The following is a 25,329-nucleotide window of genomic DNA, read 5'->3' on the forward strand; positions in this document are numbered from 1 at the left end:
GCTCAATGCTGAACGGACGCGGAAGACTGCGCCTGCGGATCGCGGCACTGGCGCTGCTGGCCTGGAGCCTGGGCTGCGGCGCGGCAGCGGCGCACGCCCCGTCGGCGTGCACGACGGATGGCGCGCACGCCCGCGCCGTCGTCGACATGGCCGGGCGGACCGTCGCCCTGCCCCCGGCGGTGAACCGCGTCGCCACCGTCGGTTCGGTGCCGGTCATCAACGGCTATCTGTTCGCCCTCGGCGCAGGGCGGACCATCGTCAACGGGCTGCCCGCGCGCTTCACCCAGTCGAAGCGCTGGTGGCTGCAGACCGCCATCGCCCCCTATCTGGCCGACCGCCCGGTGCTGCAAGGGCAGATCAACAGCGAGGTCGATCTGGAAACCCTCGTCCGGCTTGCCCCGGATCTCGTCATCACCATGGACCGGACCCGGATCCGGGCACTCGAGACCGCGCGGATTCCCGTCCTGTTCCTCGAATGGAAAGATGCGTCCGACATCCGCGCCAACCTGCATCTGCTCGGCTGCGCGCTGGATCGCCGGCCCCAGGGCGAGGACTACCTGCGCTATCTGGACGACACGATGCGCCGCATCCGGCAGGCCCTGGACGGCGTGCCCCGGGCCGAACGGCCGAAAGTGCTGTACTTCAACCCGAACACCATGGCGACGCCCCTGGACATCGCCAACTGGTGGATCGAGGAAGCCGGCGGCCAGAGCGTCACCGCCGGGCTGGCGGGGGGCGGCACGGCGCACTACTCCCACGAGCAGCTATTGCTGTGGAATCCCGACATCCTGATCGTCAATTCGCCGGAGCAGAAGACGGCCATCTACCAGGACGAACGCTTCGCCAGGCTGCCCGCCGTGCGCAACCAGCGGGTCCACGTCACCCCGGTCGGCGCCCACGCATGGGGGCAGAGAACCATCGAACAGCCGCTGACCGTGCTGTGGGCCGCCCAGCTCTTCCACCCCGCCCGGCTCGCGGACATCGACCTGGTCGGCGAACTGCGCACCTTCTACCGACGCTTCTTCGACTACCCGCTCACCGAACAGGAGGCCCGCGCCATCCTGGCCAGCCACCCGCGCTGATGCATACCGCCCTCGAAACCGGAAACAGCGGCCCGCGCCGCCAGCCGCCGATCGAACCCACAGGAGTCTTCCATGGATACGAACACCGCCCCCGTTGATCTCGCCAGCCTCGCCGCGCCCACGGCCGCACGCACCATCCACCGCATCGTCGACGGCTTCAAATCCTTCCAGGTGCTGCACGCGGGCTTCGCCAGCGGCCTCTTCGACTGGCTGGACCAGCACGGCCCGGCGGAAAAATCCGCCATCTCGGCCGCCACCGGCCTGCGCGGCGCCCACCTCGGCGGCTTCCTGCAGGCGCTCGAAGACCTCGGCCTGCTCGCCCGCCGGCACGGCGCCTACAGCCTGGCCGCCGAACTACGCCCGGTGCTGGTTTCCGCTTCGCCCTGGTGCCGGGCCGCGGAAATCGAGGCCCTGTTGCAGCCGGCCCACGGCTGGCCGGACCTGCGCGCCTTCCTCAGCGAAGGCGGAGCGCCCCCGGCAACGCCGGCCGCCGCCCCGCCGCCCCTCGCCCTGCACCCCTTCCTGGACGAAGCCCTGCGGCTGGCCGGTACGCTCACCGCGCGCTGGCGGCAGCACGGCACGGCGCCGCACCGCCTGCTCTGCTTCGACGCCGGCGACGGCCTGGCCGCCGCCGCGCTCTGCCAGGCCCTGCCGGAACTCGGTGCCACGGTGGTGACCGCCCCCGCGGCCGTCCCTGCGACGCAGGCGACGCTGGAGGCCTGCGGCCTCGCCGGACGCACCGCCATGCAAGCCGGCAGCCCGCTCGACGTACCGGTGTCCGGCAGCTACGACTGCGTCCTGCTGTTCCACGCCCTCTACCCGGTACGCAAATCCACCGCCGACGCGCTCGCCGCCACCGCTGCGCGCCTCGCACCGGGCGGCGAACTATGCGCGGCGCACTGGTTCTGCCTGGAAGCCTGCGAAACCGCGCCGGGCGGCCTGCGCGACCTCGACAAGGCCGTGCTGACCGACAGCCACCCGCTCTGCCACCTCGAACAATTCAGCCAGCGCCTGGAACAGGCCGGCCTCGCCGACATCGAACGCAGCGACCTGCCCGGCGAACACGGCAACACCAAGCTGCACTTCGGCCGCCGGCCGCACAACGGAGAACACGCATGAACCCGGCTCCCGACTCCATCCCCGGCGCCATCGAACGCCCGCCCACCCTGCTCGCCGACCTCCATGCCAGCGTGCTCGCACGCCTTGGCCCGGAGGCCGGCCAACTCACCGTCGCGCGCGCCGTGCTCGGCATCTTCTTCACCGGGGTCAAACTCTCCAACGGCGCCGGCGGCCTGTGTGCCACGCCGATCAAGAGCGTGCCGGAGGCGGTGTGCTGCCCGAGTTCGGCGAAAGCCATGCCGACCCCCGGCAAGATCGCCGGACGCCCGGCCGCACAGATCCTGGAAGACCTGTACCGGCCGCAGGACCTGCGCCGCACCCTGGCCATCGCCACCCTCAACGCATTGGCCGAAACGCTGTGGCTGCGCGACGGCGCACCGGCCGGCGTCGAACTGCGCGACGGCGACGCCTTCGATGCGCTCACCATCGCAGCGGGCCAGCGCGTCGCGCTGGTCGGCGCCTTTCCGCCCTACCTGCGCGAGCTGCGCCGGCGCGGCCAGCCCTTCCATGTCCTGGAGATGGACCCGGCCACCCTCAAGCCGGAAGAACTGCCGTTCTACGCGCCCGCCGAACGGGCCGCGGAAATCGTGCCGCAGGCCGAAGTCTTCATCACCACCGGCACGACGCTGATCAACGGCTCGCTCGACGGCCTGCTGCGCCTGCTGCGCCCCGGCGCCCAGGCCGCGGTCATCGGGCCGACGGCCACACTGATCCCCGAACCCTACGCCCGCCGCGGCGTCACCGCCGTCGGCGGCACGCGCGTACTGGCCGCGGACGAACTGCTGGAAATCCTTGCCGAGGGCGGCTCCGGCTACCACTTCTTCGGCAAGACCGTGGAACGTGTGACGCTGCGGTTGTCACCGGCGGGCTGAAGTCCGGCCCGCCCGCCTCCGCGGGCGGCCGCTGCCCCATTCCCCAACGGCGCTCACATGCTGCGCCGGTACTGCCCGCCCACCTTGTACAGCGCCTCGGTGATCTGCCCCAGGGAGCAGTGGCGCACCGCATCCACCAGCACCTCGAAGACGTTGCCGTTGTCGATGACGGTCTGCTGCAGGCGGGCCTGCCACTTGGGCGTCTCCTTGGCATGGCGGGCGTGGAAGTCCTTCAGACGGGCGAGCTGGCCCTGTTTTTCCTCGTCGGTGGAACGCGCCAGCTCGATCTCCTGCTGGGCCTGCCCCTTCGGGTTCAGGAAGGTGTTCACGCCGATGATCGGGTAGGAGCCGTCGTGCTTGCGGTGCTCGTAGTACAGCGACTCTTCCTGGATCTTGCCGCGCTGGTAGCCGGTTTCCATCGCGCCGAGCACGCCGCCGCGGCTGGCGATGGCTTCGAATTCCTTCAGCACCGCCTCTTCCACGAGGTCGGTCAGTTCCTCGACGATGAAGCTGCCCTGGTTGGGGTTCTCGTTCTTCGCCAGGCCCCATTCGCGGTTGATGATGAGCTGGATCGCCATCGCCCGGCGCACGGATTCTTCGGTCGGCGTGGTGATCGCCTCGTCGAAGGCGTTGGTGTGCAGGCTGTTGCAGTTGTCGTAAATGGCGATCAGCGCCTGCAGGGTGGTACGGATGTCGTTGAAGTCCATCTCCTGCGCATGCAGGCTGCGGCCGGAGGTCTGCACGTGGTACTTGAGCTTCTGGCTGCGCTCGTTGGCACCATACTTGTTCTTCATCGCCACCGCCCAGATGCGCCGCGCCACGCGGCCGATCACGGTGTATTCCGGGTCCATGCCGTTGCTGAAGAAGAAGCTCAGGTTGGGCGCGAAGTCGTCGATGTGCATGCCGCGCGCAAGGTAGCTCTCCACGTAGGTGAAACCGTTGGCCAGCGTGAAGGCGAGTTGGCTGATCGGATTCGCCCCGGCCTCGGCGATGTGGTAGCCGGAGATCGACACGGAGTAGAAGTTCTGCACCTTGTGGCGCACGAAATACTCCTGGATGTCGCCCATCATCTTCAGCGCGAATTCGGTGCTGAAGATGCAGGTGTTCTGGCCCTGGTCTTCCTTGAGGATGTCGGCCTGCACCGTGCCGCGCACGGACGACAGCGTCCAGGCGCGGATCTTGGCGTATTCGTCCTCGGTCGGCTCGCGGCCGTTGTCAGCTCTGAATTTGGCGAGTTGCTGGTCGATCGCGGTGTTGAAGAAGAAGGCCAGGATGATCGGCGCCGGGCCGTTGATGGTCATCGACACCGAGGTGGTCGGGCAGCACAGGTCGAAGCCGTCGTAGAGCACCTTCATGTCGTCCAGCGTGGCAATGCTGACGCCGGAGTTGCCGATCTTGCCGTAGATGTCCGGGCGCGGGTCGGGGTCGCAGCCGTACAGCGTGACCGAGTCGAAGGCGGTGCTGAGACGGTGCGCCGGCATGCCTTCGGAGACCTTCTTGAAGCGCCGGTTGGTGCGGAAGGCATCGCCCTCGCCGGCGAACATGCGGGTGGGGTCCTCGCCCTCGCGCTTGAAGGCGAACACGCCGGCGGTATAGGGGAAGGAGCCGGGCACGTTCTCCTTCATCAGGAATTTGAGCGTCTCGCCGTCGTCCTCATAGCCCGGCAGCGCCACCTTGCGGATCTTGGTGCCGGACAGCGATTCGTGGGTGAGCCTGGTGCGGATTTCCTTGTCGCGGATCTTCACCACGTATTCGTCGGCGGCGTACAGCGCCTTTTCGGTCGGCCACTGTTCCAGCAGCTTTTTCGCCACCGGGGTGAGTTCGCCGTCCTTCCAGTCGATCAGTTCATCGAACGAGCCGATCTCCTTGCCGCGCTGTTCGAACAGCGCCTTGGCGATCTTCAGCGACTGGCGTTCGCGCGCCACGCGGGCCTGCTGCTGCACGTGCTTGTGGTAGTCACGCACGGTGTCGGCGATCTCGGCCAGATAGCGCGTGCGCTCGGCCGGCACGATGGCGCGGCCCTTGCTTGACGCCTTCACCGCCACCCTGGGCAGCGCGCCGGCCTCGGTCTTCAGCCCCTTTTCCTGCAGGCGCGGCAGCATCTCCTGGTACAGCGCGGTCACGCCGTCGTCGTTGAAGCGCGCCGCCATGGTGCCGAACACCGGCATTTCCTCGGTGCGCTGGGCGAACAGCTCGCGGTTGCGCTGGTACTGCTTGCGCACGTCGCGCAGCGCGTCCTCGGCGCCCTTGCGGTCGAACTTGTTGATGGCGACGAAATCGGCGAAGTCCAGCATGTCGATCTTCTCGAGCTGGCTGGCCGCGCCGAATTCGGGCGTCATCACGTACAGCGACAGGTCGACGAAAGGCACGATGGCCGCGTCGCCCTGGCCGATGCCGGAGGTCTCCACGATGACCAGGTCGAAACCGGCCAGCTTGCACGCGGCGATGACTTCCGGCAACGCGGCGGAAACTTCCGAGCCGGTCTCGCGGGTGGCCAGAGAGCGCATGAAGATGTGCTCGTGCTCGATGGCGTTCATGCGGATGCGGTCGCCCAGCAGCGCGCCGCCGGTGCGCTTGCGCGAGGGGTCGATGGAGACGATGGCGATCTTCAGGCGATCGTGCTGGTCCAGGCGGAAGCGGCGCACCAGCTCGTCGGTGAGCGAGCTCTTGCCCGCGCCGCCGGTGCCGGTGATGCCCAGCGTGGGCACCTTGGTCTTGGCGGCCGCCTCGCGCAACGCCTGCTTCACGTCCTCGCCACAGGCGCCGTTCTCCAGCGCGGTGATCAGGCGGGCGAGCGCACGGCGGTTGCCGGCGGCCAGCTGCTTGAGGGCCTGGGCGGCGGATTTCGGCGCGGCGCTGGTGAGGTCCAAGTCCGACTGCTCCACCACGTCGTTGATCATGCCCTGCAGGCCGATGGTGGCGCCGTCCTCCGGCGAATAGATGCGCGTGACGCCGTAGTCGTGCAGCTCCTTGATCTCGGCCGGCACGATCACCCCGCCGCCGCCGCCGAACACCTTGATGTTCTCGCCGCCGTGGGCCTTGAGCAGGTCGATCATGTACTTGAAGAACTCGACGTGGCCGCCCTGGTAGCTGGTGATGGCGATGCCCTGCACGTCTTCCTGCAGCGCGGCGGTGACGATCTCGCCCACCGAGCGGTTGTGGCCCAGGTGGATGACCTCCGCGCCGGTGGATTGCAGAATGCGCCGCATGATGTTGATCGACGCGTCGTGGCCATCGAACAGCGCCGCCGCAGTGACGAAGCGCACCTTGTTCTTCGGCTTGTAGGGCGCGAGTTTGTGCGCCACGCTCAGGTCGGTCATGGGGGTCTCCTCCACCTGCGTTCTTATATGCCCTGAATGGTAGAAGCGCCCCGGCGGGTTTGCCATTGCCGTTGCCGCCGCCTATCGTGCAAACTGCGCCAATCACCCACCGCCCCGCCCGACGCCGCCCATGCCCCCCTCGCCCGCCTCCCGCCGCCCCGCTCCGCCGCGCAACGGCGGCAGAAGCCGCGCATCGGTGGCGATGGGCTTCGTGGACGGGCTGCTCTCCGGGATGCTGCGCCAGGGCCTGGACCCCGCCACGCTGGTGCACGCGGCGAGCATCGACCTTGCGGATCCCGCCAGACGGGTCACGGCCGAACGCTACGCCGACCTGTACAACCGCGTCACCCTGGCGCTGGACGACGAGGGCTTCGGCCTGTTCGAGCGCAAGCTGGCGCCCGGCTTCTTCGAATTCCTCTGCCGGGCCATGCTGGGCGCGCCCACGCTGGGCGAAGCACTGGCGCGCGCGGCGCGCTTCCTGCGCCTGACCCTGCCCGACCTGCGCCTGGACATCGAGCGCGACGGCCAGCACGCGCGCCTGCTGCTGAGCGAGACGCGCGTGCTGGCGGAGCGCATGGACGACTCCGGCCGCGTGTTCGCCTTCGAATGGCTGCTGCGCCTGCTGCACGGGCTGGCCTGCTGGTTCGCCGGACGCGGGCTGGCGCTCGACAGCGTGGCCTTCCCCTACCCGCGCCCGCCGCACGCCGACGACTACACGCTGGTCTACACCGCCGATTCGCGCTTCCACGCCCCCCGGCTGGAGGCCACGCTGCAGGCCAATCTGCTCGACCTGCCGCTGCGCCGCGACGAGGCCGCGCTGGAGCGCTTCCTGGATGGCGCGCCGGGGCGCATCACCCTGCTCTACCGGCGCGACCGGGAGATGGTCGCCCGCGTGCGCGACAGCCTGCGCGCCGCCCTGCCGGAGGCGTTGAGCGTGCGCGCGGCGGCCGCGCGCCTGCACTTGTCCACGCGCACGCTGGAGCGCCGGCTGGAGGAAGAGGGTTCCAGTTTCCGCGCCATCAAGGACGCCCTGCGCCGCGACCTCGCCATCGCCCGGCTGACCAAGACCGCCCAGCCCGTCGGCGAACTGGCCGCCGATCTGGGCTATGCCGATCCGTCCGCGTTCTATCGCGCCTTCGTCGGCTGGACGGGCGTTTCCCCCGAGCAGTACCGCAACCGCCTGGCCTCGGCACGGCAGACGGTTGCCGTACCGTGAGACGCTTGAGCATCGAGCGGAGGGAACGCCTTTTCCGGGCGGAAGGCATACCGACAATGGTTCAGGCGTTCAGGGGTGTGGGCGGCGGCGATTTCGCGACAGCCACGCCCCTGAACGCCTCCCCCGCCTCTCCGCACACAGACAACCCATGCCCGCGCACAGGCCGCGCCCACACCACCCCGCGCGCTTGACGCCCGCGCCGATTCTGGCGACGATGCAGCGCCGCCCCGCGCTGTGCGCCGCCTTCCATGCCGCGCACAGCACCGGGCAGGCACCAATAAAACTGACCGGCAAACGGAGACAACCGACCCCATGGCGAAGCCGGCCGACCCCTTCGAGACGCACTCCGCCCTCACCCCGGAGCAGCGCCGACGTTATGACCTGCTGCTCGCCGGGCTGGACTTGCTCGACCAGGCCATTGCGGTATTCGACGCCACGCCCAAGCTGGTGACCTGGAACCAGGCCCTGCAGCGCCTGCTCGACTTTCCCGAGTCGCTGCTGCGCGTCGGCCTGCCCTTCGAGGAACTGGTGCGCTTCAACGCCCAGCGCGGCGAATACGGCGAGGGCGACGTCGAACAGCTGGTGGCCGAGCGCATGGCCTCGGCACGTGCCTTCGAACCGCACTACGTGGAGCGCGCGCGCCCCAACGGCCAGGTGCTGGCGGTACGCGGCGTGCCGATTCCCAACCTCGGCTTCATCTCGCTGTGGACCGACGTCACCGAACAGCGCCGCGCCGAGGCGCTGATCCAGCAGCAGAACGTCCAGCTCGAAGCGCGCGTGCGCGAACGCACCGCCGAACTGGAGCACGCCAACCGCGAAATCGACCAGATCGCCGGCGCGCTGCGCCTGTCCGAAGAACGCATGCGGCTGATCCTCGACGCCATTCCGGCGATGATCGCCCACATCGACGCCGGACAGCGCTACCTGTTCGCCAACCGCGCCTACGCCGAGTGGTTCGGCGAGACCAAGCAGGGCATCGTCGGACGCTCCATCGCCGAAATGTTCGGCGCCGAAGCCTACGCCACCATCCGCGCCCACCTCGAACAGGCCGAACAGGGCGAACGGGTGAGCTACGAATACGCCCGCAAGAACGCCGAAGGCCGCACCGTGCACGCACGCAGCGTGGTGGTGCCGGACGTCTCGCTGGAAGGCGGCTTCAAGGGCTACTTCGTGCTGTCCATCGACATCACCGAGCAGAAGGCCAGCCAGGCCGCGCTGATCCAGGCGCAGAAGATGGAAGCCATCGGCCAGCTCACCGGCGGGCTGGCGCACGACTTCAACAACCTGCTGTCCATCATCATCGGCAACCTCGCCGCCCTCAAGGAGCGCCAGCCCGCCGGCGGCGACCCCGGCGAATACCTCGACCCCGCGCTGCACGCCGCGCGGCGCGGCGCCGAACTCATCAAGCGCCTGCTCACCTTCGCGCGCGGACAGACGCTGGAGCCGCGCGCCGTGGAAGTCGGCGCCCTGGTGCTGAACATGAGCCAGTTGCTCACCCGCACGCTCACCGAGAACGTGCAGGTGAGCACCCGGCTGCCGGAACAGCCGCTGCATGCCTTCGTCGACCCGCACCAGCTGGAAAACGCCCTGCTCAACCTGGCGATCAACGCGCGCGACGCCATGCCGGCCGGCGGCGAGCTGCGCATCGCAGTGATGCCCCGGCACATCCCGGACAGCCTGTCGATGCTGGTCGAACTGCCGGTGGGCGACTACGTGCAGTTCGACGTCACCGACACCGGCTGCGGCATCCAGCCGGAAGCGCTCGCCCGCGTCTTCGAGCCCTTCTTCACCACCAAGCCCTTCGGCCACGGCAGCGGGCTGGGGCTGTCAATGGTGTATGGCTTCGTGCGCCAGTCCGGCGGCAACATCCGCGTGCGCAGCACGCCGGGCACCGGCACCACGGTCACCTTCGTGCTGCCGCAGACCGGCACACCGGCCGACGAACCCGCCGAGCCGGTCGCCCAGCCCCCCGCGCGCGTCCGCCACAGCGGGCCGGTGCTGCTGGTCGAGGACGAGGCCGAAGTGCGCCGCATCATCCGCCTGCAACTCACCGAACTCGGCTATCCGGTGATCGAGGCGCCGGACGGCCGCGAGGCTCTGGCCCTGCTGGAAAACGTCGCGGACATCGCCTTCCTGGTCAGCGACACGGTGATGCCCGGCGGCCTCGACGGGCGCGAGTTGGCCGCACGTGCGCGCGCCCTGCGCCCCGCGCTGCCCATCCTGCTGATCACCGGCTACGCGCGCGACGGCCACAGCGGCGAAAGCGCCGAACCGGACGTACCCGTGCTGCGCAAGCCCTTCGACCGCGCCGCGCTCGCCGAGGCGCTGCACCAACTGGAACCGGACACCGCGAGGGAAACCGCCCACCCATGAACCGCTCCGACAACGCGACCATTCTCGTCCTCGAGGACGAACCCGCCATCGCCCGGCTGATCTGCACCAGCCTCAACGAATACGGTTTCCGCTGCGACCACGTATCCACCGGCCAGCGCCTGCTCGCCCTGGCCCGCCAGGCGGCGCCCGACCTGTGCATCGTGGATCTCGGCCTGCCCGACATGGACGGCATGCAGGTGGTACGCGAACTGCAGGAAGGCAGCCCCTGCGCGGTGCTCATCCTCACCGGGCGCAACGACGTCACCGACCGCGTGCTGGGCCTGGAACTGGGCGCCGACGACTACATCGTCAAACCCTTCGAACCGCGCGAACTGGTCGCCCGCGTGCGCTCCATCCTGCGCCGCTACCAGCGCGCCGCACCGGCCGAGGAAAGCGGCGGCGCAGCCAATCTGGCGCGCTTCGCCGACTGGATCTTCGACAAGGGGCGCCATGCGCTGGTCGCCCCGGACGGCAACGAGATCGGCCTGTCCTCCGCCGAAGCCGCGCTGCTGCTCACCCTGCTGCGCCGGCCCAACAAGATCCTCAGCCGCGAACAACTGCTCGGCGAGCGCGACGTCGATCCGTTCGACCGCAGCATCGACGTGCGCATCTCCCGCCTGCGCCGCAAGCTCGGCGACGACCCGCAGAACCCGCGCCTGATCAAAACTGTGTACGGCGCCGGCTATCTGTTCGCCACCCCAGTGAGCTGGGAATGAGGCCGCCCGGCAAGCGGCTTGCGCGGACGGTGCCCGCGCACTCTATAATTATGAATTCTTAATCCACAACACCGGAGACAACCCCATGTCCGCACGTCCGTTCAAGATCCTCGGCATCCAGCAGATCGCCATTGGCGGCCTCAGCAAGGAAAAGCTGCGCACGCTGTGGGTGGACATGCTGGGCCTGCAGGTCTCGGGCACCTTCGCCTCCGAGCGCGAGAACGTGGACGAGGACATCTGCGCGATGGGCAAGGGCGCGTTCAAGGTGGAAGTGGACCTGATGCAGCCGCTCGACCCGGAAAAGAAGCCGGCCGTGCACACCACCCCGCTCAATCACGTCGGCCTGTGGGTGGACGACCTGCGCGCGGCGGTCGAATGGCTCACCGCCCAGGGCGTGCGCTTCGCCCCCGGCGGCATCCGCCGCGGCGCGGCGGGCTACGACATCACCTTCCTGCACCCCAAGGGCAACGAGGAATTCCCCATCGGCGGCGAAGGCGTGCTGGTGGAACTGGTGCAGGCCCCGCCCGAGGTCATCGAGGCCTACGCCAACCTGAAGGGCTGAACGGCACGCAAGAAGCCGCCACGCCCGGGCGAACGCTCAGATGATGGCGTGGCGCACGCGCGCCGACACCCATTCGCTGAGCACCACGGTGCCCAGGATGACGATGAAGATCAACGTGACCTGCGGCCAGGCCAGGGTGTTGAGCGAGTGCGACAGCTCCAGGCCGATGCCGCCCGCGCCCACCAGGCCGAGTACGGTGGATTCGCGGATGTTGATGTCCCAGCGGAACACCGTGATCCCGGCGAAGGCCGGCATGATCTGCGGAGCGATGGCGTAATCGAGCACCTGGGCGCCGGACGCGCCGGTGGCCGCCACCGCCTCGACCTGGCTGGCGTCGATCTCCTCGATGGCCTCGTAGAGCAGCTTGCCGATGAAGCCGATGGAACGCAGCGCGATGGCGAGGATGCCCGCCAGCAGGCCGGGGCCGAGGATGGACACCAGCAGCAGTGCCCAGATCAGCGAGTTGATCGAACGCGAAGCGACGATCAGCAGCAGGGCCGCCGGGCGCACGAAGCGCACGCTGGGCGTGGTGTTGCGCGCCGCCAGGAAGGCCACCGGCACGGCCACGAAGAGCGCCAGCAGGGTGCCCAGCGTGGCGATGTTGAGGGTGTCCCACAGCGGCTGCCACAAGCGCTCCATGTAGCCCCAGCGCGGCGGGAACATGCGCTCGCCGATGTCGGCGGCCTGGCGCGGCGCATCGGCGACGAAGGCCCAGATGGTGTCGCGCGTCATCACCTGCCAGGCGAACACCACCAGCGCCACCAGCGCCAGCCAGCCGAACCAGGCGATCAGCCGCTGCCTGCCGCTGCGGTGCTGCCAGGATCTGCCCGTGGCGGACTGGAGGACCGGCATCACTGCACCCACTTGCGCACGGCGCCGGAGACGTATTCCGAAACCATGACGATGGCGATGATGATCAGCAGCACGGCGGCGGCCGAATCGAATTCGTAGCGGTCGATGGCGGTGTTGAGCGTGGCGCCGATGCCGCCCGCGCCGACGATGCCGATCACCGCCGACTCGCGGAAGTTGATGTCCAGCCGGTACAGCGACAGGCCGATCAGGCGCGGCATGACCTGCGGCTGCACCGCGTAGTTCACCCACTGCAGCCAGCTCGCGCCGGTGGCGCGCACCGCCTCGACCTGGCGTTCGTCCAGATCCTCGATGTCCTCGGCGAGCAGCTTGGCGATGAAGCCGACGGTGGCGAAGCTCAGGGTGAGAAAGCCCGCCAGCGGCCCGAAGCCCACCATGGCGACGAACAGGATGGCGATGACGATTTCCTGGAAGCTGCGCGACAACGCGACGACCGCGCGGCACGCCGCGTACACCGGCGCGGGCGCGAGATTGCGCGCCGCCCCCACGCCCACCGGAATGGCGAGCAGGATGCCGGCCACCGTGGCGGTCAGCGTCATCGTCAGGCTTTCCTGCAGGCCCAGCCAGATGTCCCCGCCGCGCGAGGTGAAATCCGGGCTGAAGAAGGCGCTCAGGAAGGCCCAGCCGCGCGGGATGCCTTCCCATACCCGCGTCCAGTTCACCTCCACCGAGCCCAGCCCGACCACCAGGTAGGCCAGCACGGCGGCGTACAGGGCATAGCGCCACGCCGCGCTGGCGATGAAGGGCGGCCGCTTCCAGGTGGTCGGATAGCCCGGCGCCACGGCCAGCGCCGCCGTCTGGCGCGGGCCGCTCATTTCAGCGCGACCGCCAGCGCACCCGGCTCCCTGGCGAAGCGCACGGCCTCGCGGGCCGGCACGGGCGCCGGCGCCCCGGCCTCGGCGGCCATCTCGTCGCCCGCCTGGATGGTGCCGCTCCAGTCCTCTTCGCCGTAGATCTGCGTCAGCACGTCCGCGCTCAGGCCCTCCGGCGGGCCGTCATAGACCACTTCCCCCGCGCGCAGGCCGACGATGCGCTGCATGAAGCGGCGCGCCAGGGCCACGTCGTGGATGTTGATGATGGCGGCCAGCCCGCGCTCCTCGCACACTTCGGTGATCAGCCGCATGATCTGCCGCGAGGTCTTCGGGTCCAGGCTCGCGGTGGGTTCATCGACCAGCAGCAGGTCCGGGTTCTGCAGCAGCGCGCGGGCGATGCCCACGCGCTGGCGCTGGCCGCCGGAGAGCGCGTCGGCGCGCTTGTCCACATGGGCCGACAGGCCCACGCGGTCCAGCGTGGCGAAGGCCTGCGACACTGCCGCCGGCGGGAAGCGGCGCAGCAGGCTGCGCCAGAAGCCGACGTAGCCGAGCTGGCCGGAGAGCACGTTCTCCATCACCGTCAGGCGCTCGACCAGGGCGTACTCCTGGAAGATCATGCCCATGCGCCGGCGCGCGCGGCGCAAGGCCCCGCGCCGCAGGCCGGTGAGCTCCAGGCCCTTCAGCCACACGCAGCCGGCGGAAGGCTCCACCAGCCGGTTGATGCAGCGGATCAGCGTGGACTTGCCGGCGCCGGACGGGCCGATCAGCCCGACCACCTGGCCGGCGGGGATCTCGATGGAAACCGCCTTCAGCGCCAGGTCGCCGGTCTTGTAGCGCTTGGTCAGCGCTTCGAGGCGCAGCATGCTCACTTGCAGTCGTAGCGCACGCCCATCGCGGCGTCGATGGCGCGCACCACTTCCCAGTGTTCCTTGTAGGTGATCGGCATGAACTTCTCCTGCGGCGGCTCGGAACTGTTGAATTCCTTGGCCAGCTCGGAGCCTTCCCAGTCGTAGGTGAAGAAGGCCTGCTGGATCTTCTCCGCCAGTTCGGGCTTGAGGTTGTAGACCACGCCGTAGCCGGTGGTCGGGAAGGTCTGCGAGGTGTAGATCACCTCGAGCTGTTCGGGCTTCACCACGTTGCGCGACTGCATGCGCTGCTTCACCGAGTTGGCGATGGCCGCCGCCGGGTAGTCCTTGTTGGCCACACCCAGGATGGAGTTGTCGTGCTTGCCGGAGAACACCGGCTCATAGTCCTTGCCGGCCTCCATGGAGAACTCCTGACGCAGCAGCGCGGACGGCGCCTTGTAGCCGGAGTTAGAGGTTTCCGAAGTGAAAGCGAGCTTCTTGCCGCGGATGTCCTCCACCTTGGCGATGCCCGAGCCCGGATAGGTGATGATCTCCATCTCGTAGCCGTAGCGGTTGTCCAGCGAGGCCATCATGGCGAACGGGCGGAAACCCGCGCAATTGACCGCCAGCGGGTTGGAGCCGGTGTTGAAGCCCGCCACGTGCAGGCGCCCGGCGCGCATCGCCTCGAGCTGCGCGGCGTTGGACTGCACCGGGAAGAACTGCACCTTCTTGCCGGTGACCTTCTCCATGTGCTTGAGGAAGTCGTCCCACACCTTGGCATACACGGCGGGGTCTTCCACCGGCGTGTAGGCGAACACCAGCGTGGCCGGGTCGATCCACTTGGCCGGATCGGCCGGCACGTCGGCGAGCAGGTCGCCGTCCTTGTCCTCGAAGCGGGCATCGAGCGCCTGGGCGGCGTTCATCGCGAGCACCGCGCAGGCGCCGGCCAGGGCGCGCGTCAGCATGTTCAGGGTCATCGGGCTACCTATGTCGGCAGAAAGGATTGCCGCACGATAGGCACGCCCCGTTACGTACAGATGACGGTTCCTTGACGGCGCTCGCCGTCCCCGCGCAGCGTCATTACGCTCGCACGCGCTCCGCCCCGCCGCCTGCGGCGCTTCCGCGCCCCAGCGCCACCCACAGGGTCGCCGCGCACACCAGTCCGCCGCCCAGCCAGGCCAGTGCGGACAGGCGCTCGCCGACGAAGGCGATGGCGAACAGCGCGCCGAACAGCGGCTCGCTGCCCATCAGCAGCGCCGCGCGGGTCGGCGTGGTACGCCGCAGCGCGTAGTTCTGCGCGAAGAAGGCGAACACCGTGCAGAACAGCACCAGATACCCGGTGTACAGCCAGAACGACGGCGCCTCGGGCAAGGCGAACGCCCCGGCGGGCAGCAGCGCGAGCGCGGCGCACAGGCTGCCGATGCCTACCACCACGGTCTGCACGGCGGTCAGCGCGAGGCTGGAAAAGTGCTTGCCCGCCGTCAGCCGCCGCGTCAGCACGACCATGCCGGCGCGCAGCACGGCTGCCGCCAGGATCAGCGCGTCGCCCAGGTTCAAGGCATCCAGACGCGCCCCGCCGGTGAGCAGCCAGACCCCGGCCACCGACACGCAGGCCGCCAGGAATACCGTGCGCGCGGGCCGGCGCCCGAGCAGCAGCCATTCGGCGAACGGCGTGAGGATCACGCACAGGCTGATCAGGAAGGCGGCGTTGGACGCCGTGGTGCGGAACACGCCGAAGGTCTCGCACAGGAAGATGGCCAGCAGGAGCAGCCCGGTCGGCACGCCCACGCGCAGCAGCGCCGGCCATTGCGCCGCCCCCGCGCGCAGCACGGCCGGCGCCAGCAGCGCGCCGGTCGCCAGCATGCGCAGGGCCACGAAGGCGAGCACCGGATAGTGGTTCAGCGCCTCCTTGGTGGTGCCGTAGCTGGTGCCCCACACCACGGCCGCCGCGAGCAGCGCCAGATCCGCCAGCCAAACCTTGCGGCCGTCCATCCCCATCCTCCCCACATCCGCCTTCCCGTGAAACGGAAGAAGCCCCCACGGGCTCTGCAGCGCGGATTCTCGGCCTCGCGGACGGGCGGTAGAATCGCCGGCAACGCACATCACTTGTTCCCTCACAGCATGAATGACCCCGAGCGCCTGCACGCCCTGCTGCCCGATCTGGCGATCTTCACGCGCGCGGCGGAACGCCTGGGCTTTTCGGCGGCGGCGCGCGAGCTGGGCATGACGCCCTCGGCGGTCAGCCGACGCATCGCCCATCTGGAAGGCGCGCTGGGCGTGCGCCTGTTCGAACGCAGCACACGCAAGCTGCGCCTGAGCGAGGCCGGCCAGACACTGCTCGCCCACTGTCGGAGCATGCTGGAAAACGCCCGTGCCGCGCTGGACGGCGCCACCGCCTACCGGCAATCCCCGCACGGACGGGTGCGCATGAGCGTGCCGCGCGCCTTCGGGCGGCGGGTGATTCACCCGCTGGTCGCCCCCTTCCTGGCGGCCTACCCCGAGGTCGATGTGCAGTTGCTGGTCACCGACCGGGCGGTCGATCCTTTCGACGATGCGGTCGATCTGGTCGTGCGCATCACCGACGCGCCGCCCGAAGGACTCGCCGCCCGCCCGCTGCTGCGCGTGCGCCAGGTGCTGTGTGCCACGCCGGACTACCTGGCCCGGCGCGGCACCCCGGCCCATCCCGACGAACTGGCGGCGCACGACTGCCTGTTCCTGGGCGAGCAGCCCGCCGACCGCCAGTGGAAATTCCGCCGGGGCGAGGAACGCGCGACGGTGGGCGTACGCGGGCGCTACGTGGTCAATCACGCCGAGATGCGCCTGGAAGGCATGCTGAACCACCTGGGCATCGGCAGCCTGCCGCATTTCGTCGCCGCCGAGGACATCGCGCGCGGCCAGCTCGTGCCCGTGCTGGAAGATTGGGAACTCCTCACCGCCTACCAGGGCACGGCCTATCTGCTCTACCCCGCCAACCGTTACCTGGCGCCCAAGTGCCGGGTGTTCATCGACTGGCTGGCGGCGCAGCTGGGCAGTGGGCACGGCGGCCCGCCGGACCTTCCCTGACCACCGTCACGCGCGCACGGACGCACCGCTGAAACGCCGACGGCGGCCCGCAGGCCGCCGTCGATGGGGGGTTGACGGAACGCGCCGCGCTCAGTCGGCTGCCGCCAGCTTGGCGTCGCGGATCGCCGCGTACTCGTCCTCCCAGAACCACTTCCGTTCGCCGAAGGCGGGCTGCAAATGGTTCAGCCAGGTGGCCTCCTCGTCGTACCTGGCGAAGAACGGGCGCTGCACCCAGTCCGGGTTGCGGCCCTGGATGAAGCGCAGCGCGATGACCTTCTCGCCGGCCACTTCGGTGACGCCCTGGATTTCCACCTTGCCGGGGCTGGCCGACATGCTGGGGCCGCGCGCCGTGCGCGCCAGCCCGGAGACGCGCTGCATGGCCTCGCGGTAGATTTCCCAGGCGCGCACCAACGGCACCTCGAAGTAGTTGCGCGCGCCGGTGTCGCGCTCGACGAACATGTAGTACGGCACGATGCCCAGTTCCACCTGCTTCTGCCACATGCGCGCCCACACCGCCGGGTCGTCGTTGATGTGCGCGATCAGCGGGCCCTGCGCGCGGATCACCGCGCCGGTGCCGCGCACGCGGCGGATGGCGGCCTGCGCCACCTCGGTGTCCAGCTCCTTCCAGTGGTTGTAGTGCGCCATCACCGCCAGCTGCTTGCCGGATTCCACCACGCGCTCGAACAGGTGGATCAGCTCATCGGCGTCCTCGGCGGAGACGAAGCGCTGCGGCCAGAAGCTGAGCGCCTTGCTGCCGATGCGGATCGTGCGGATATGGTCGAACTCCGGCGCCAGCAGCGGCTCCAGGTAGTTCTTCAGGTGGGCGGTCTTCATCACCATCGGGTCGCCGCCGGTGAACAGCACGTCGGTGACCTCGCGGTGGGTGCGCAGGTAGTTGTGCAGCACCGCCGCCTCCGAGCTGGCGATGCGCAGCGCCTTGTCGCCGACGAACTGCGCCCAGCGGAAACAGAAGGTGCAGTAACTGTGGCAGGTCTGCCCCTGGCTGGGGAAGAACAGCACGGTTTCGCGGTACTTGTGCTGGATGCCGTCGAGGCGGTGGCCCTCCTCGTCGCGCGGCATGTTCATTTCCATCTGGTCGGCCGGGTGCGGGTTGAGTTCGTGGCGCACCGCATCGACCACGCGCGCCAGTTCGTCCTTGTCGGCCCCGGCGCGCAGCAGCGCGGCCACGCGCTCGTAGTGCGCCGGCGCGAGCATGCCGCGCTGCGGGAAGGTGAGCTGGAAGATGGGATCGTCCGGCACCCGGCGCCAGTCGATCAGTTCGTCGATGACGTACTGGTTCACGCGGAACGGCAGCACGGCGGACACCACCTTCATCTCGAAGCGCTGCGCCTCGCTCAGGCGGGCCAGCGCCTCGATGCGGTCCAGATCGCGCTGCGTGTAGACCTTGAAGGCGGCCGGTTCGACACGGCCGGCGTCGCCGCCGAGCGACCATTGCGGGGCAAGGCTGTGGGTGGATGCTTGCATGCTTGTCTCCTTTTCTGCACCGGCGCGCGCACCACCGGACCGCGCGGAACGCGGGGCGGAACTGGACTGCCGGATGACTGCTGCGGCGCGCGGCGCCGGAAGGAGGTCGCGTGGGGGGAGGCGACCGGCCGCACTCGCTCGGAAAGGCCGCCGGAAAGGACGGCGGCCGGGAATCAGTGCGGCAATGGTATTGCACGATTTAGTTTCGTGCAAATACGACAGGCCGCGCACGGGGAAGTTCCGGCCCGCGCGGCGGCGGTCCGTGGTCAGTGCGCCGGAACCTGCCCGCCGTCCACCGCCGCGCGCCGCCAGGCCCCACGCCCGGCCGCCTTGGCGCGGTACATGGCGCGGTCCGCTGCGCGCACCAGGGTTTCCACGCTGTCGCCATCCATCGGGAACAGGGCGACACCGATGCTGCCGCCGATGCGGTAGCCGTCGCCATCGACATTCACCGGGCCGTCCAGCGCATCCACCAGCTTGGCGGCCACCGCCACGGCATCGGCCTCGTCGCCGACGGGCTCGACCACCGCGACGAACTCGTCGCCGCCGATGCGCGCCAGCGTGTCCGAAGCGCGCATCAGCCCGCGCATGCGCTCGGCGGCGATGCGCAGCACGCGGTCGCCCACCGCGTGCCCGCCCCGGTCATTGACCTCCTTGAAGCCGTCGAGGTCCACCACCAGCACCGCGAAACGCACACGCTGCCGCGCGGCGCGCGCGATGGCCTGGCGCAGGCGGTCATCCAGCACCATGCGGTTGGGCAGGCCGGTGAGGGCGTCGTGGAAGGCCAGTTGCTGCAGGGCCTGCTCGTTCTCGCGCAGGCGCGCATTGGCCGCCTCCAGTTCGCCGGTGCGCTCGGCCACCCGGCGTTCCAGCGCCTGCTCGGTGACGCGCGCCGCCTCCAGCGCTGCCTGGCGGGCTTCCTCGCGCTCGCGGCGCATTTCGTTGATGCGGTCGGCCAACGCGAAGGAGAGCAGCAGCATCTCCAGCGCGGAACCGATCTGCATGGCGTAGATGGTCACCCAGTTGGTCGGCACCCAGCCGAAGTTGCGCATGGCCATCACCGCCACGCCAAGCAGCAGCAGGATCCAGGCGACCAGAAAATAGCGCGCCCCCGGATGCCCGGCCCACCACGCGCGCACGCCGCAGACCACCGCCAGCGGCGCGAAGCACAGCCCGGCCAGCGAAGTGAGCATGGCGGCCGCGCGATAGCCGATCAGCCAGTGCGCGAGGATGGCGAACAGGAAGACGAACACCGACAAGCGCAGCAGGCCGTCCAGCCCCGGCACGGATCGGGAGGACGCCAGAAAGGCGCGGGTGAACAACGCACCGAACAATCCGGCGGAGGCCATGCCGACCGGGAAGGAAATGTTGGCCCAGGCCGGCCAGGCCGGCCACAGGAACTGCGCGCCCAGGCCGTTCTGCCCGGCGAAGCCCACCGCCATGCCGGCGGCGAAACCGACGTAGTAGAGGAATACGCGCTCGCGCAGGGTGGCCCACAGCAACAGGTTGTACAGCGCCAGCGCGCTCAGCATGCCGAAGTACACCGCTTCCCCGGCATAACGGCGCTGGTCCTCGGCATGCAGGGCGGCGGGCGACCATAGCGTCACCGGCAGGGTCAGCGAGCCATGGGAGCGCACGCGCACGAACACCCGCAGTTGATCGCCGGCGCCGAAGTCGAGCGGAAAGACATGATTGATGTGCGCCAGCGGACGCGCGGAGAACGGCAGCAGATCGCCGGACCGCGCGCCCTTCCAGTCCCCCGTGGCGTCGGCCTGGAAGACCTCCACCTGGTCGAGCGAGGCAAAGCCGATTTCCAGCAGCCAGCGGGCCGGCGCATCCGGCGCGCGGCGCGGCTCCAGGTACAGCCAGACTGCCTCGTCGCGATAGCCGAAGTTGAGCGCGGCACGCCGAGTGGCGATCGATGGCGCGCTGAAGCGGCCGGCGGCGAACGCCTCAACGGCCTGCCGCAGATCCAGATCGCCGCCGGGATCTGCGAGCACGCTCACCCAGGACGCGGCATTGATCCGCGTGGCCGCCGCGTCCAGCCACGGCGCCCCGCCGGCACGTACCGGCGTACAGGCCCACAGCATGCACGACAAAAACAGCATGCTCCGCAGCAGGGCAAGGAACCGTGGCACGACCCGGGGATTCATCGCCCGCGATTCTGCCACCGTCCCGCACGGCGCACCGTGCACCATTTCAGTGTGGACGAAAAAGAACCGCCACGCTCCGCCGCTGCGCGGGTCGCTGTTCCCGAGGGGGGTGCTTTTGTCCTGGGGTGGCCCGGCGAAAAAAAAGGGCCCGCTCGCGCGGGCCCTGCCTCGACAGGCACCCGCCGTACATGCGGCGGGTCTCCCTCCCCATCGAACGAAAACGGGCTCGTCGTTTATTCGAACTCGACGATGACCTCATCCACCGCCAGGCTGGCGCCCGGCTTGGCGACCACTTTCTTGACCTTACCGTCCTGCTCGGCCTTGAGGACGTTTTCCATCTTCATGGCCTCGATCACCGCAAGCTTCTCGCCGGCCTTCACTTCCTGGCCTTCGCCCACGGCGACTTCGCGCAGCAGGCCCGGCATCGGCGACAGCAGGAACTTGGACAGATCCGGCGGCAGCTTCTTCGGCATCAGCGACAGCAGGTGGGCGGCATTCACCGTCATCACGATGGGCTCGACCTGCAGGCCGAAGTGCGAGATGCGGTAGCGCAGGCCACGGCGCTCGATCTGCAGGCTGAGCGGCTGGCCGTTCACCGTGCCGGCGAACAGCAGGTCGCCGAAGTGCCAGTCGGAAACGATGTCGTAGGTCTTGTCGCCGTGGGTGAAGGAATAGCCGCCCTCGATGCGCTTCACGCTCAGTGGGTATTGCTCGTCGCCGATCAGCACCACCCAGTCGACCGCCACTTTGCGGCCGTGGCCGGGCAACTGCCCGTCGATCTGCACCGCGCGCTCGATGTAGCGGCGGCGCGCGAACGCGGCCACGGCGGCGAGCAGCGCGGGGTCGTCGTGGGGCACCATCGAGGCGTCGAAGCCCTGCGGGTACTCCTCGGCGATGAAGCCGGTGTTGAAGGCGCCCGAGACGAAGCGCGGGTGCTGCAGCAGCGCGGCCTGGAAGGGGATGTTGGAGTTGATGCCGCGGATGACGAAGCCGTTGAGCGCGTCGCGCATCAGGCGGATGGCGTCGTTGCGGTCCTTGCCGTGCACGATCAGCTTGGCGATCATCGAATCGTAGAACATCGAGATCTCGCCGCCTTCATACACGCCGGTATCCACGCGCACCCCGTTGCCTTCGGCCGGCGGCTGGAACTTCACCAGGCGGCCGGTGGACGGCAGGAAGCCGCGGAACGGGTCTTCGGCGTTGATGCGGCATTCGATGGACCAGCCGTTGATGCTGAGGTCTTCCTGGCGGATGGAGAGCGGCTCGCCGGCGGCCACGCGGATCATCTGCTCGACCAGGTCGATGCCGGTGATGTTCTCGGTGACCGGGTGCTCCACCTGCAGACGGGTGTTCATCTCCAGAAAGTAGAAGCTCTTGTCGGCGCCGACGACGAATTCCACCGTGCCGGCGGATTCGTACTGCACCGCCTTGGCCAGCGCCACGGCCTGCTCGCCCATCGCCTTGCGGGTGGCCGGATCGATGAAGGCGCTCGGCGCTTCCTCGATGACCTTCTGGTGGCGGCGCTGGATGGAGCACTCGCGCTCGTGCAGGTACACCGTGTTGCCCTGGCTGTCGGCCAGCACCTGGATTTCGATGTGGCGCGGCTCGACGACGAATTTCTCGATGAACACGCGGTCGTCGCCGAAGCTGTTGCGCGCCTCATTGACGCAGGAGGCGAAGCCTTCGTGCGCTTCCTTATCGTCGTAGGCCACGCGCAGGCCCTTGCCGCCGCCGCCGGCGGAGGCCTTGATCATCACCGGGTAGCCGATCTTCTTGGCAATCTCGACCGCCTCGGCCGGGCCGGAAATGGCGTCGTTGTAGCCCGGAATGGTGTTGACGCCGGCTTCCATCGCCAGCTTCTTCGACTCGATCTTGTCGCCCATCTTGGCGACCGAGTAGTGCTTCGGGCCGATGAACTTGATGCCTTCCTCTTCCAGCCGGCGCGAGAAATCCGCGTTCTCCGACAGGAAGCCGTAGCCCGGGTGCACCGCTTCGGCGCCGGTCTGCTTGCAGGCGGCGATGATCTTGTCGGCGACCAGGTAGGAATCCTTGCTGGGCGCCGGACCGATGCACACGGCCTCGTCGGCCATGTCCACATGCAGCGCGCTGGCGTCGGCCTCGGAATACACCGCCACGGTGGCGATGCCCATCTTGCGGGCGGTTTTAATCACGCGGCAGGCAATCTCACCGCGGTTGGCAATCAGGATTTTCTTGAACATGTTGTGGTTTCTCCCCGGCACTTACAGCGGAATGTTGCCGTGCTTGCGCCACGGGTTGTCGAGCTGCTTGTCCTTGAGCATGGCCAGCGAGCGGCACACGCGCTTGCGCGTTTCGTGCGGCATGATGACGTCGTCGATGAAACCGCGCGCGCCCGCCACGAAGGGGTTGGCGAACTTGGCCTTGTATTCGGCCTCGCGCTGGGCGAGCTTCTCGGGATCGTTCTTTTCTTCGCGGAAGATGATTTCCACCGCACCCTTGGGGCCCATCACCGCGATCTCGGCGCTCGGCCAGGCGAAATTCACGTCGCCGCGCAGGTGCTTGGAGCTCATCACGTCGTAGGCGCCGCCGTAGGCCTTGCGGGTGATCAGGGTGACCTTGGGCACGGTGCATTCGGCGTAGGCGTACAGCAGCTTGGCGCCGTGCTTGATGATGCCGCCGTATTCCTGGCTGGTGCCGGGCATGAAGCCGGGCACGTCCACCAGGGTGACCACCGGAATGTTGAAGGCATCGCAGAAGCGCACGAAGCGCGCGGCCTTGATCGAGCTCTTGATGTCCAGGCAGCCGGCCAGCACCAGCGGCTGGTTGGCGACGATGCCCACCGGCGAGCCTTCCATGCGGGCGAAGCCGATGATGATGTTCTTGGCGTAGTCGGGCTGCAGTTCGAAGAAGTCGCCGTCGTCGACCATCTTGACGATCAGTTCCTTCATGTCGTACGGCTGGTTGGGGTTGGCCGGCACCAGCGTGTCGAGCGAGTAGTCCAGGCGGTCGGCCGGGTCCAGCGCCGGCAGGGTGGGCGGCTTCTCGCGGTTGCTGGCGGGCAGGAAGCCGACCAGGCGGCGCGTCATCATCAGCGCCTCGACGTCGTTCTCGAAGGCCAGGTCGGCCACGCCGGACTTGGTGTTGTGGGTGATGGCGCCGCCCAGTTCCTCGGCGGTGACTTCCTCGTGCGTCACCGTCTTCACCACTTCGGGGCCGGTGACGAACATGTAGGAGGAGTCCTTCACCATGAAGATGAAGTCGGTCATCGCCGGGCTGTACACCGCGCCGCCGGCGCAGGGGCCCATGATCAGCGAAATCTGCGGGATCACGCCGGAGGCCAGCACGTTGCGCTGGAACACGTCGGCATAACCGCCGAGCGAATCCACGCCCTCCTGGATGCGCGCGCCGCCCGAATCGTTGAGGCCGATCACCGGCGCGCCGACCTTCATGGCGTGGTCCATCACCTTGCAGATCTTCTCCGCGTGGGTTTCCGACAGCGAGCCGCCGAACACGGTGAAGTCCTGCGAGAATACGAACACTAGGCGGCCGTTGACCGTGCCGTAGCCGGTCACCACGCCGTCACCCGGAATGTGGTCGGCGTTCATGCCGAACTCGTTGCAGCGGTGCTCCTTGAACATGTCCCACTCTTCGAAGCTGCCATCGTCGAGGAACAGTTCGATGCGCTCGCGCGCGGTCAGCTTGCCCTTGGCGTGCTGGGAATCGATGCGCTTCTGACCGCCACCCAGGCGGGCTTTCTGGCGCTTCTCATCCAGCTTGCGGATGATCTCTTGCATTGATGGCCTCCTTACAGTTTTTCCGTGCCCGGCACGCCGGGTTTGTTCTCGTTGGTCTTCAGTTCAGATGCCGCAGCAGGCGCAGTGCGGCGGCGGCCGGGGTGGCCTCGCCGCGCTCCACCGCCCTGGACAGCGCGGGCAGTTCTCCGCGCACCGCCGGATGCTGGCGGAAATGCTGGCGCAGGCCGGCATCGATCAGATCCCACATCCAGGCCAGCGCCTGGCGGCGGCGTTTCCCGGCGAATTCGCCGCTGTTCTCCATGGCCACGCGATAGTCGCACACCGTCTGCCAGAAGCGTTCCACGCCGTCGTGGCGCAGCGCCGACAGCGTGAGTACCGGCACCGTCCAGTTCGGGCTGGCCGGACGCAGCATGTGCAGCGCGGCCTTCAACTGCGCCTGGGCGCGGGTCGCGGCGGCGGCGTCGATGTCGGCCTTGTTCACCACGATCAGGTCGGCCAGTTCCACGATGCCCTTCTTGATGCCCTGCAGATCGTCGCCGGCGTTGGGCAGCTGCAGCAGACAGAAGATGTCGGTCATGTTGGCCACGGCGGTTTCCGACTGGCCGACGCCGACCGTCTCGACGATCACCACGTCGAAGCCGGCCGCCTCGCAGGCCAGCAGCGTCTCGCGCGTCTTTTCCGCCACACCGCCCAGCGAGCCGGCCGACGGGCTGGGGCGGATGAAGGCCGCCGGGTTCTGGCTCAACCCTTCCATGCGCGTCTTGTCGCCGAGGATGGAGCCGCCCGACACCGACGAGGACGGGTCCACCGCCAGCACCGCGACGCGCAGCCCCTGCCCGATCAGATGCAGGCCGAGTGCCTCGATGAAGGTGGACTTGCCCACCCCCGGCACGCCGGAAATGCCCACCCGCATCGCTCCGCCGGTGTGCGGCAGCAGCGCCTCGAGCACAGCCTGGGCGCGCGCCTGATGATCGGCGCGGCGCGATTCGATCAGCGTGATGGTCTTGGCGAGCGGGCGCAGCTGGCGCGCGAGCACGCCGTCGACCAGCGCGCGGTCGGCGGCGTCCAGTTGCGGCTGCGGGGCCAGCGGTCCGTTCAAGACGGCGG

Annotated in this window: 19 protein-coding genes; 8 read left to right on the top strand and 11 right to left on the bottom strand. The window is 68.8% G+C overall.

From position 1 onward, the window contains the following. The first annotated feature begins 5 nt into the window (after window positions 1-5). From E6C76_RS15410 to E6C76_RS15420, 3 genes are all read left to right on the top strand, one after another. On the top strand, window positions 6-1,082 hold the full coding sequence (locus E6C76_RS15410) for an ABC transporter substrate-binding protein (RefSeq protein WP_136349115.1): 1,077 nt from the start codon (window positions 6-8) through the stop codon (window positions 1,080-1,082). Between the two features lie 72 nt (window positions 1,083-1,154). Continuing rightward, complete coding sequence (locus tag E6C76_RS15415) at window positions 1,155-2,201, top strand: methyltransferase dimerization domain-containing protein (RefSeq protein WP_136349116.1); 1,047 nt, start codon at window positions 1,155-1,157, stop codon at window positions 2,199-2,201. Further along, entirely contained in the window at window positions 2,198-3,073 is an 876-nt protein-coding gene (locus tag E6C76_RS15420; RefSeq protein WP_136349117.1) for a DUF364 domain-containing protein, read from the top strand. The genes E6C76_RS15415 and E6C76_RS15420 overlap by 4 nt, the downstream gene beginning before the upstream one ends. A gap of 53 nt (window positions 3,074-3,126) precedes the next feature. On the opposite strand, the gene icmF is transcribed toward E6C76_RS15420, so the two are convergent. After that, window positions 3,127-6,393, bottom strand: coding sequence for a fused isobutyryl-CoA mutase/GTPase IcmF (gene icmF, locus E6C76_RS15425; RefSeq protein WP_136349118.1), 3,267 nt, complete (start codon window positions 6,391-6,393; stop codon window positions 3,127-3,129). A 130-nt stretch (window positions 6,394-6,523) separates the two neighbouring features. Here icmF and E6C76_RS15430 point away from each other — a divergent pair, with 130 nt between their 5' ends. The 4 genes from E6C76_RS15430 (at window position 6,524) to E6C76_RS15445 (ending at window position 11,260) form a co-directional block, all read left to right on the top strand. Next, window positions 6,524-7,609, top strand: a complete 1,086-nt coding sequence (locus tag E6C76_RS15430; RefSeq protein WP_408003491.1) for an AraC family transcriptional regulator — start codon at window positions 6,524-6,526, stop codon at window positions 7,607-7,609. Window positions 7,610-7,921: 312 nt separating this feature from the next. Then, window positions 7,922-9,982, top strand: coding sequence for a PAS-domain containing protein (locus tag E6C76_RS15435; RefSeq protein WP_136349119.1), 2,061 nt, complete (start codon window positions 7,922-7,924; stop codon window positions 9,980-9,982). Next, window positions 9,979-10,698, top strand: a complete 720-nt coding sequence (locus tag E6C76_RS15440) for a response regulator transcription factor (RefSeq protein ID WP_136349120.1) — start codon at window positions 9,979-9,981, stop codon at window positions 10,696-10,698. The genes E6C76_RS15435 and E6C76_RS15440 overlap by 4 nt, the downstream gene beginning before the upstream one ends. A gap of 85 nt (window positions 10,699-10,783) precedes the next feature. Continuing rightward, on the top strand, window positions 10,784-11,260 hold the full coding sequence (locus E6C76_RS15445; protein WP_136349121.1) for a VOC family protein: 477 nt from the start codon (window positions 10,784-10,786) through the stop codon (window positions 11,258-11,260). A 36-nt stretch (window positions 11,261-11,296) separates the two neighbouring features. Here E6C76_RS15445 and phnE (E6C76_RS15450) read toward each other — a convergent pair whose 3' ends face one another. The 5 genes from phnE (E6C76_RS15450) to E6C76_RS15470 form a co-directional block, all read right to left on the bottom strand. Next, window positions 11,297-12,112, bottom strand: coding sequence for a phosphonate ABC transporter, permease protein PhnE (gene phnE / locus E6C76_RS15450; RefSeq protein ID WP_136349122.1), 816 nt, complete (start codon window positions 12,110-12,112; stop codon window positions 11,297-11,299). Beyond that, the gene (gene phnE, locus E6C76_RS15455) at window positions 12,112-12,945 is read right to left on the bottom strand and encodes a phosphonate ABC transporter, permease protein PhnE (RefSeq protein WP_136349123.1); all 834 of its coding nucleotides are present in this window, start codon (window positions 12,943-12,945) and stop codon (window positions 12,112-12,114) included. The genes phnE (E6C76_RS15450) and phnE (E6C76_RS15455) overlap by 1 nt, the downstream gene beginning before the upstream one ends. Then, window positions 12,942-13,805 (bottom strand): phosphonate ABC transporter ATP-binding protein, encoded by an 864-nt coding sequence (phnC, locus tag E6C76_RS15460; protein WP_136349251.1) that lies wholly within the window; start codon window positions 13,803-13,805, stop codon window positions 12,942-12,944. The genes phnE (E6C76_RS15455) and phnC overlap by 4 nt, the downstream gene beginning before the upstream one ends. A gap of 2 nt (window positions 13,806-13,807) precedes the next feature. After that, complete coding sequence (gene phnD, locus E6C76_RS15465) at window positions 13,808-14,764, bottom strand: phosphate/phosphite/phosphonate ABC transporter substrate-binding protein (RefSeq protein WP_136349124.1); 957 nt, start codon at window positions 14,762-14,764, stop codon at window positions 13,808-13,810. Window positions 14,765-14,867: 103 nt separating this feature from the next. Then, window positions 14,868-15,779, bottom strand: a complete 912-nt coding sequence (locus tag E6C76_RS15470; protein ID WP_136349125.1) for a DMT family transporter — start codon at window positions 15,777-15,779, stop codon at window positions 14,868-14,870. Window positions 15,780-15,908: 129 nt separating this feature from the next. Here E6C76_RS15470 and E6C76_RS15475 point away from each other — a divergent pair, with 129 nt between their 5' ends. Next, window positions 15,909-16,850: a LysR family transcriptional regulator gene (locus tag E6C76_RS15475; RefSeq protein ID WP_136349126.1), complete on the top strand. Its 942-nt coding sequence runs from the start codon at window positions 15,909-15,911 to the stop codon at window positions 16,848-16,850. 90 nt (window positions 16,851-16,940) lie between these two features. On the opposite strand, the gene E6C76_RS15480 is transcribed toward E6C76_RS15475, so the two are convergent. The 5 genes from E6C76_RS15480 to meaB all read right to left on the bottom strand — a co-directional run bounded on the left by E6C76_RS15480 (window position 16,941) and on the right by meaB (window position 25,321). Continuing rightward, window positions 16,941-18,335 (bottom strand): KamA family radical SAM protein, encoded by a 1,395-nt coding sequence (locus E6C76_RS15480; RefSeq protein ID WP_136349127.1) that lies wholly within the window; start codon window positions 18,333-18,335, stop codon window positions 16,941-16,943. A gap of 266 nt (window positions 18,336-18,601) precedes the next feature. Continuing rightward, a complete protein-coding gene (locus E6C76_RS15485; RefSeq protein ID WP_168734359.1) occupies window positions 18,602-20,443 on the bottom strand; it encodes a diguanylate cyclase in 1,842 nt (613 codons plus the stop codon). A 278-nt stretch (window positions 20,444-20,721) separates the two neighbouring features. Next, window positions 20,722-22,707 (bottom strand): acetyl-CoA carboxylase biotin carboxylase subunit, encoded by a 1,986-nt coding sequence (accC, locus tag E6C76_RS15495; RefSeq protein ID WP_136349130.1) that lies wholly within the window; start codon window positions 22,705-22,707, stop codon window positions 20,722-20,724. A 21-nt stretch (window positions 22,708-22,728) separates the two neighbouring features. Beyond that, entirely contained in the window at window positions 22,729-24,261 is a 1,533-nt protein-coding gene (locus E6C76_RS15500) for an acyl-CoA carboxylase subunit beta (protein WP_136349131.1), read from the bottom strand. A 58-nt stretch (window positions 24,262-24,319) separates the two neighbouring features. Next, window positions 24,320-25,321: a methylmalonyl Co-A mutase-associated GTPase MeaB gene (gene meaB, locus E6C76_RS15505; protein WP_136349132.1), complete on the bottom strand. Its 1,002-nt coding sequence runs from the start codon at window positions 25,319-25,321 to the stop codon at window positions 24,320-24,322. Between the last annotated feature and the right edge of the window lie 8 nt (window positions 25,322-25,329).

Origin of the sequence: Pseudothauera nasutitermitis, assembly GCF_004801295.1 — a bacterium.
Taxonomy (GTDB): Bacteria; Pseudomonadota; Gammaproteobacteria; order Burkholderiales; family Rhodocyclaceae; genus Pseudothauera; species Pseudothauera nasutitermitis.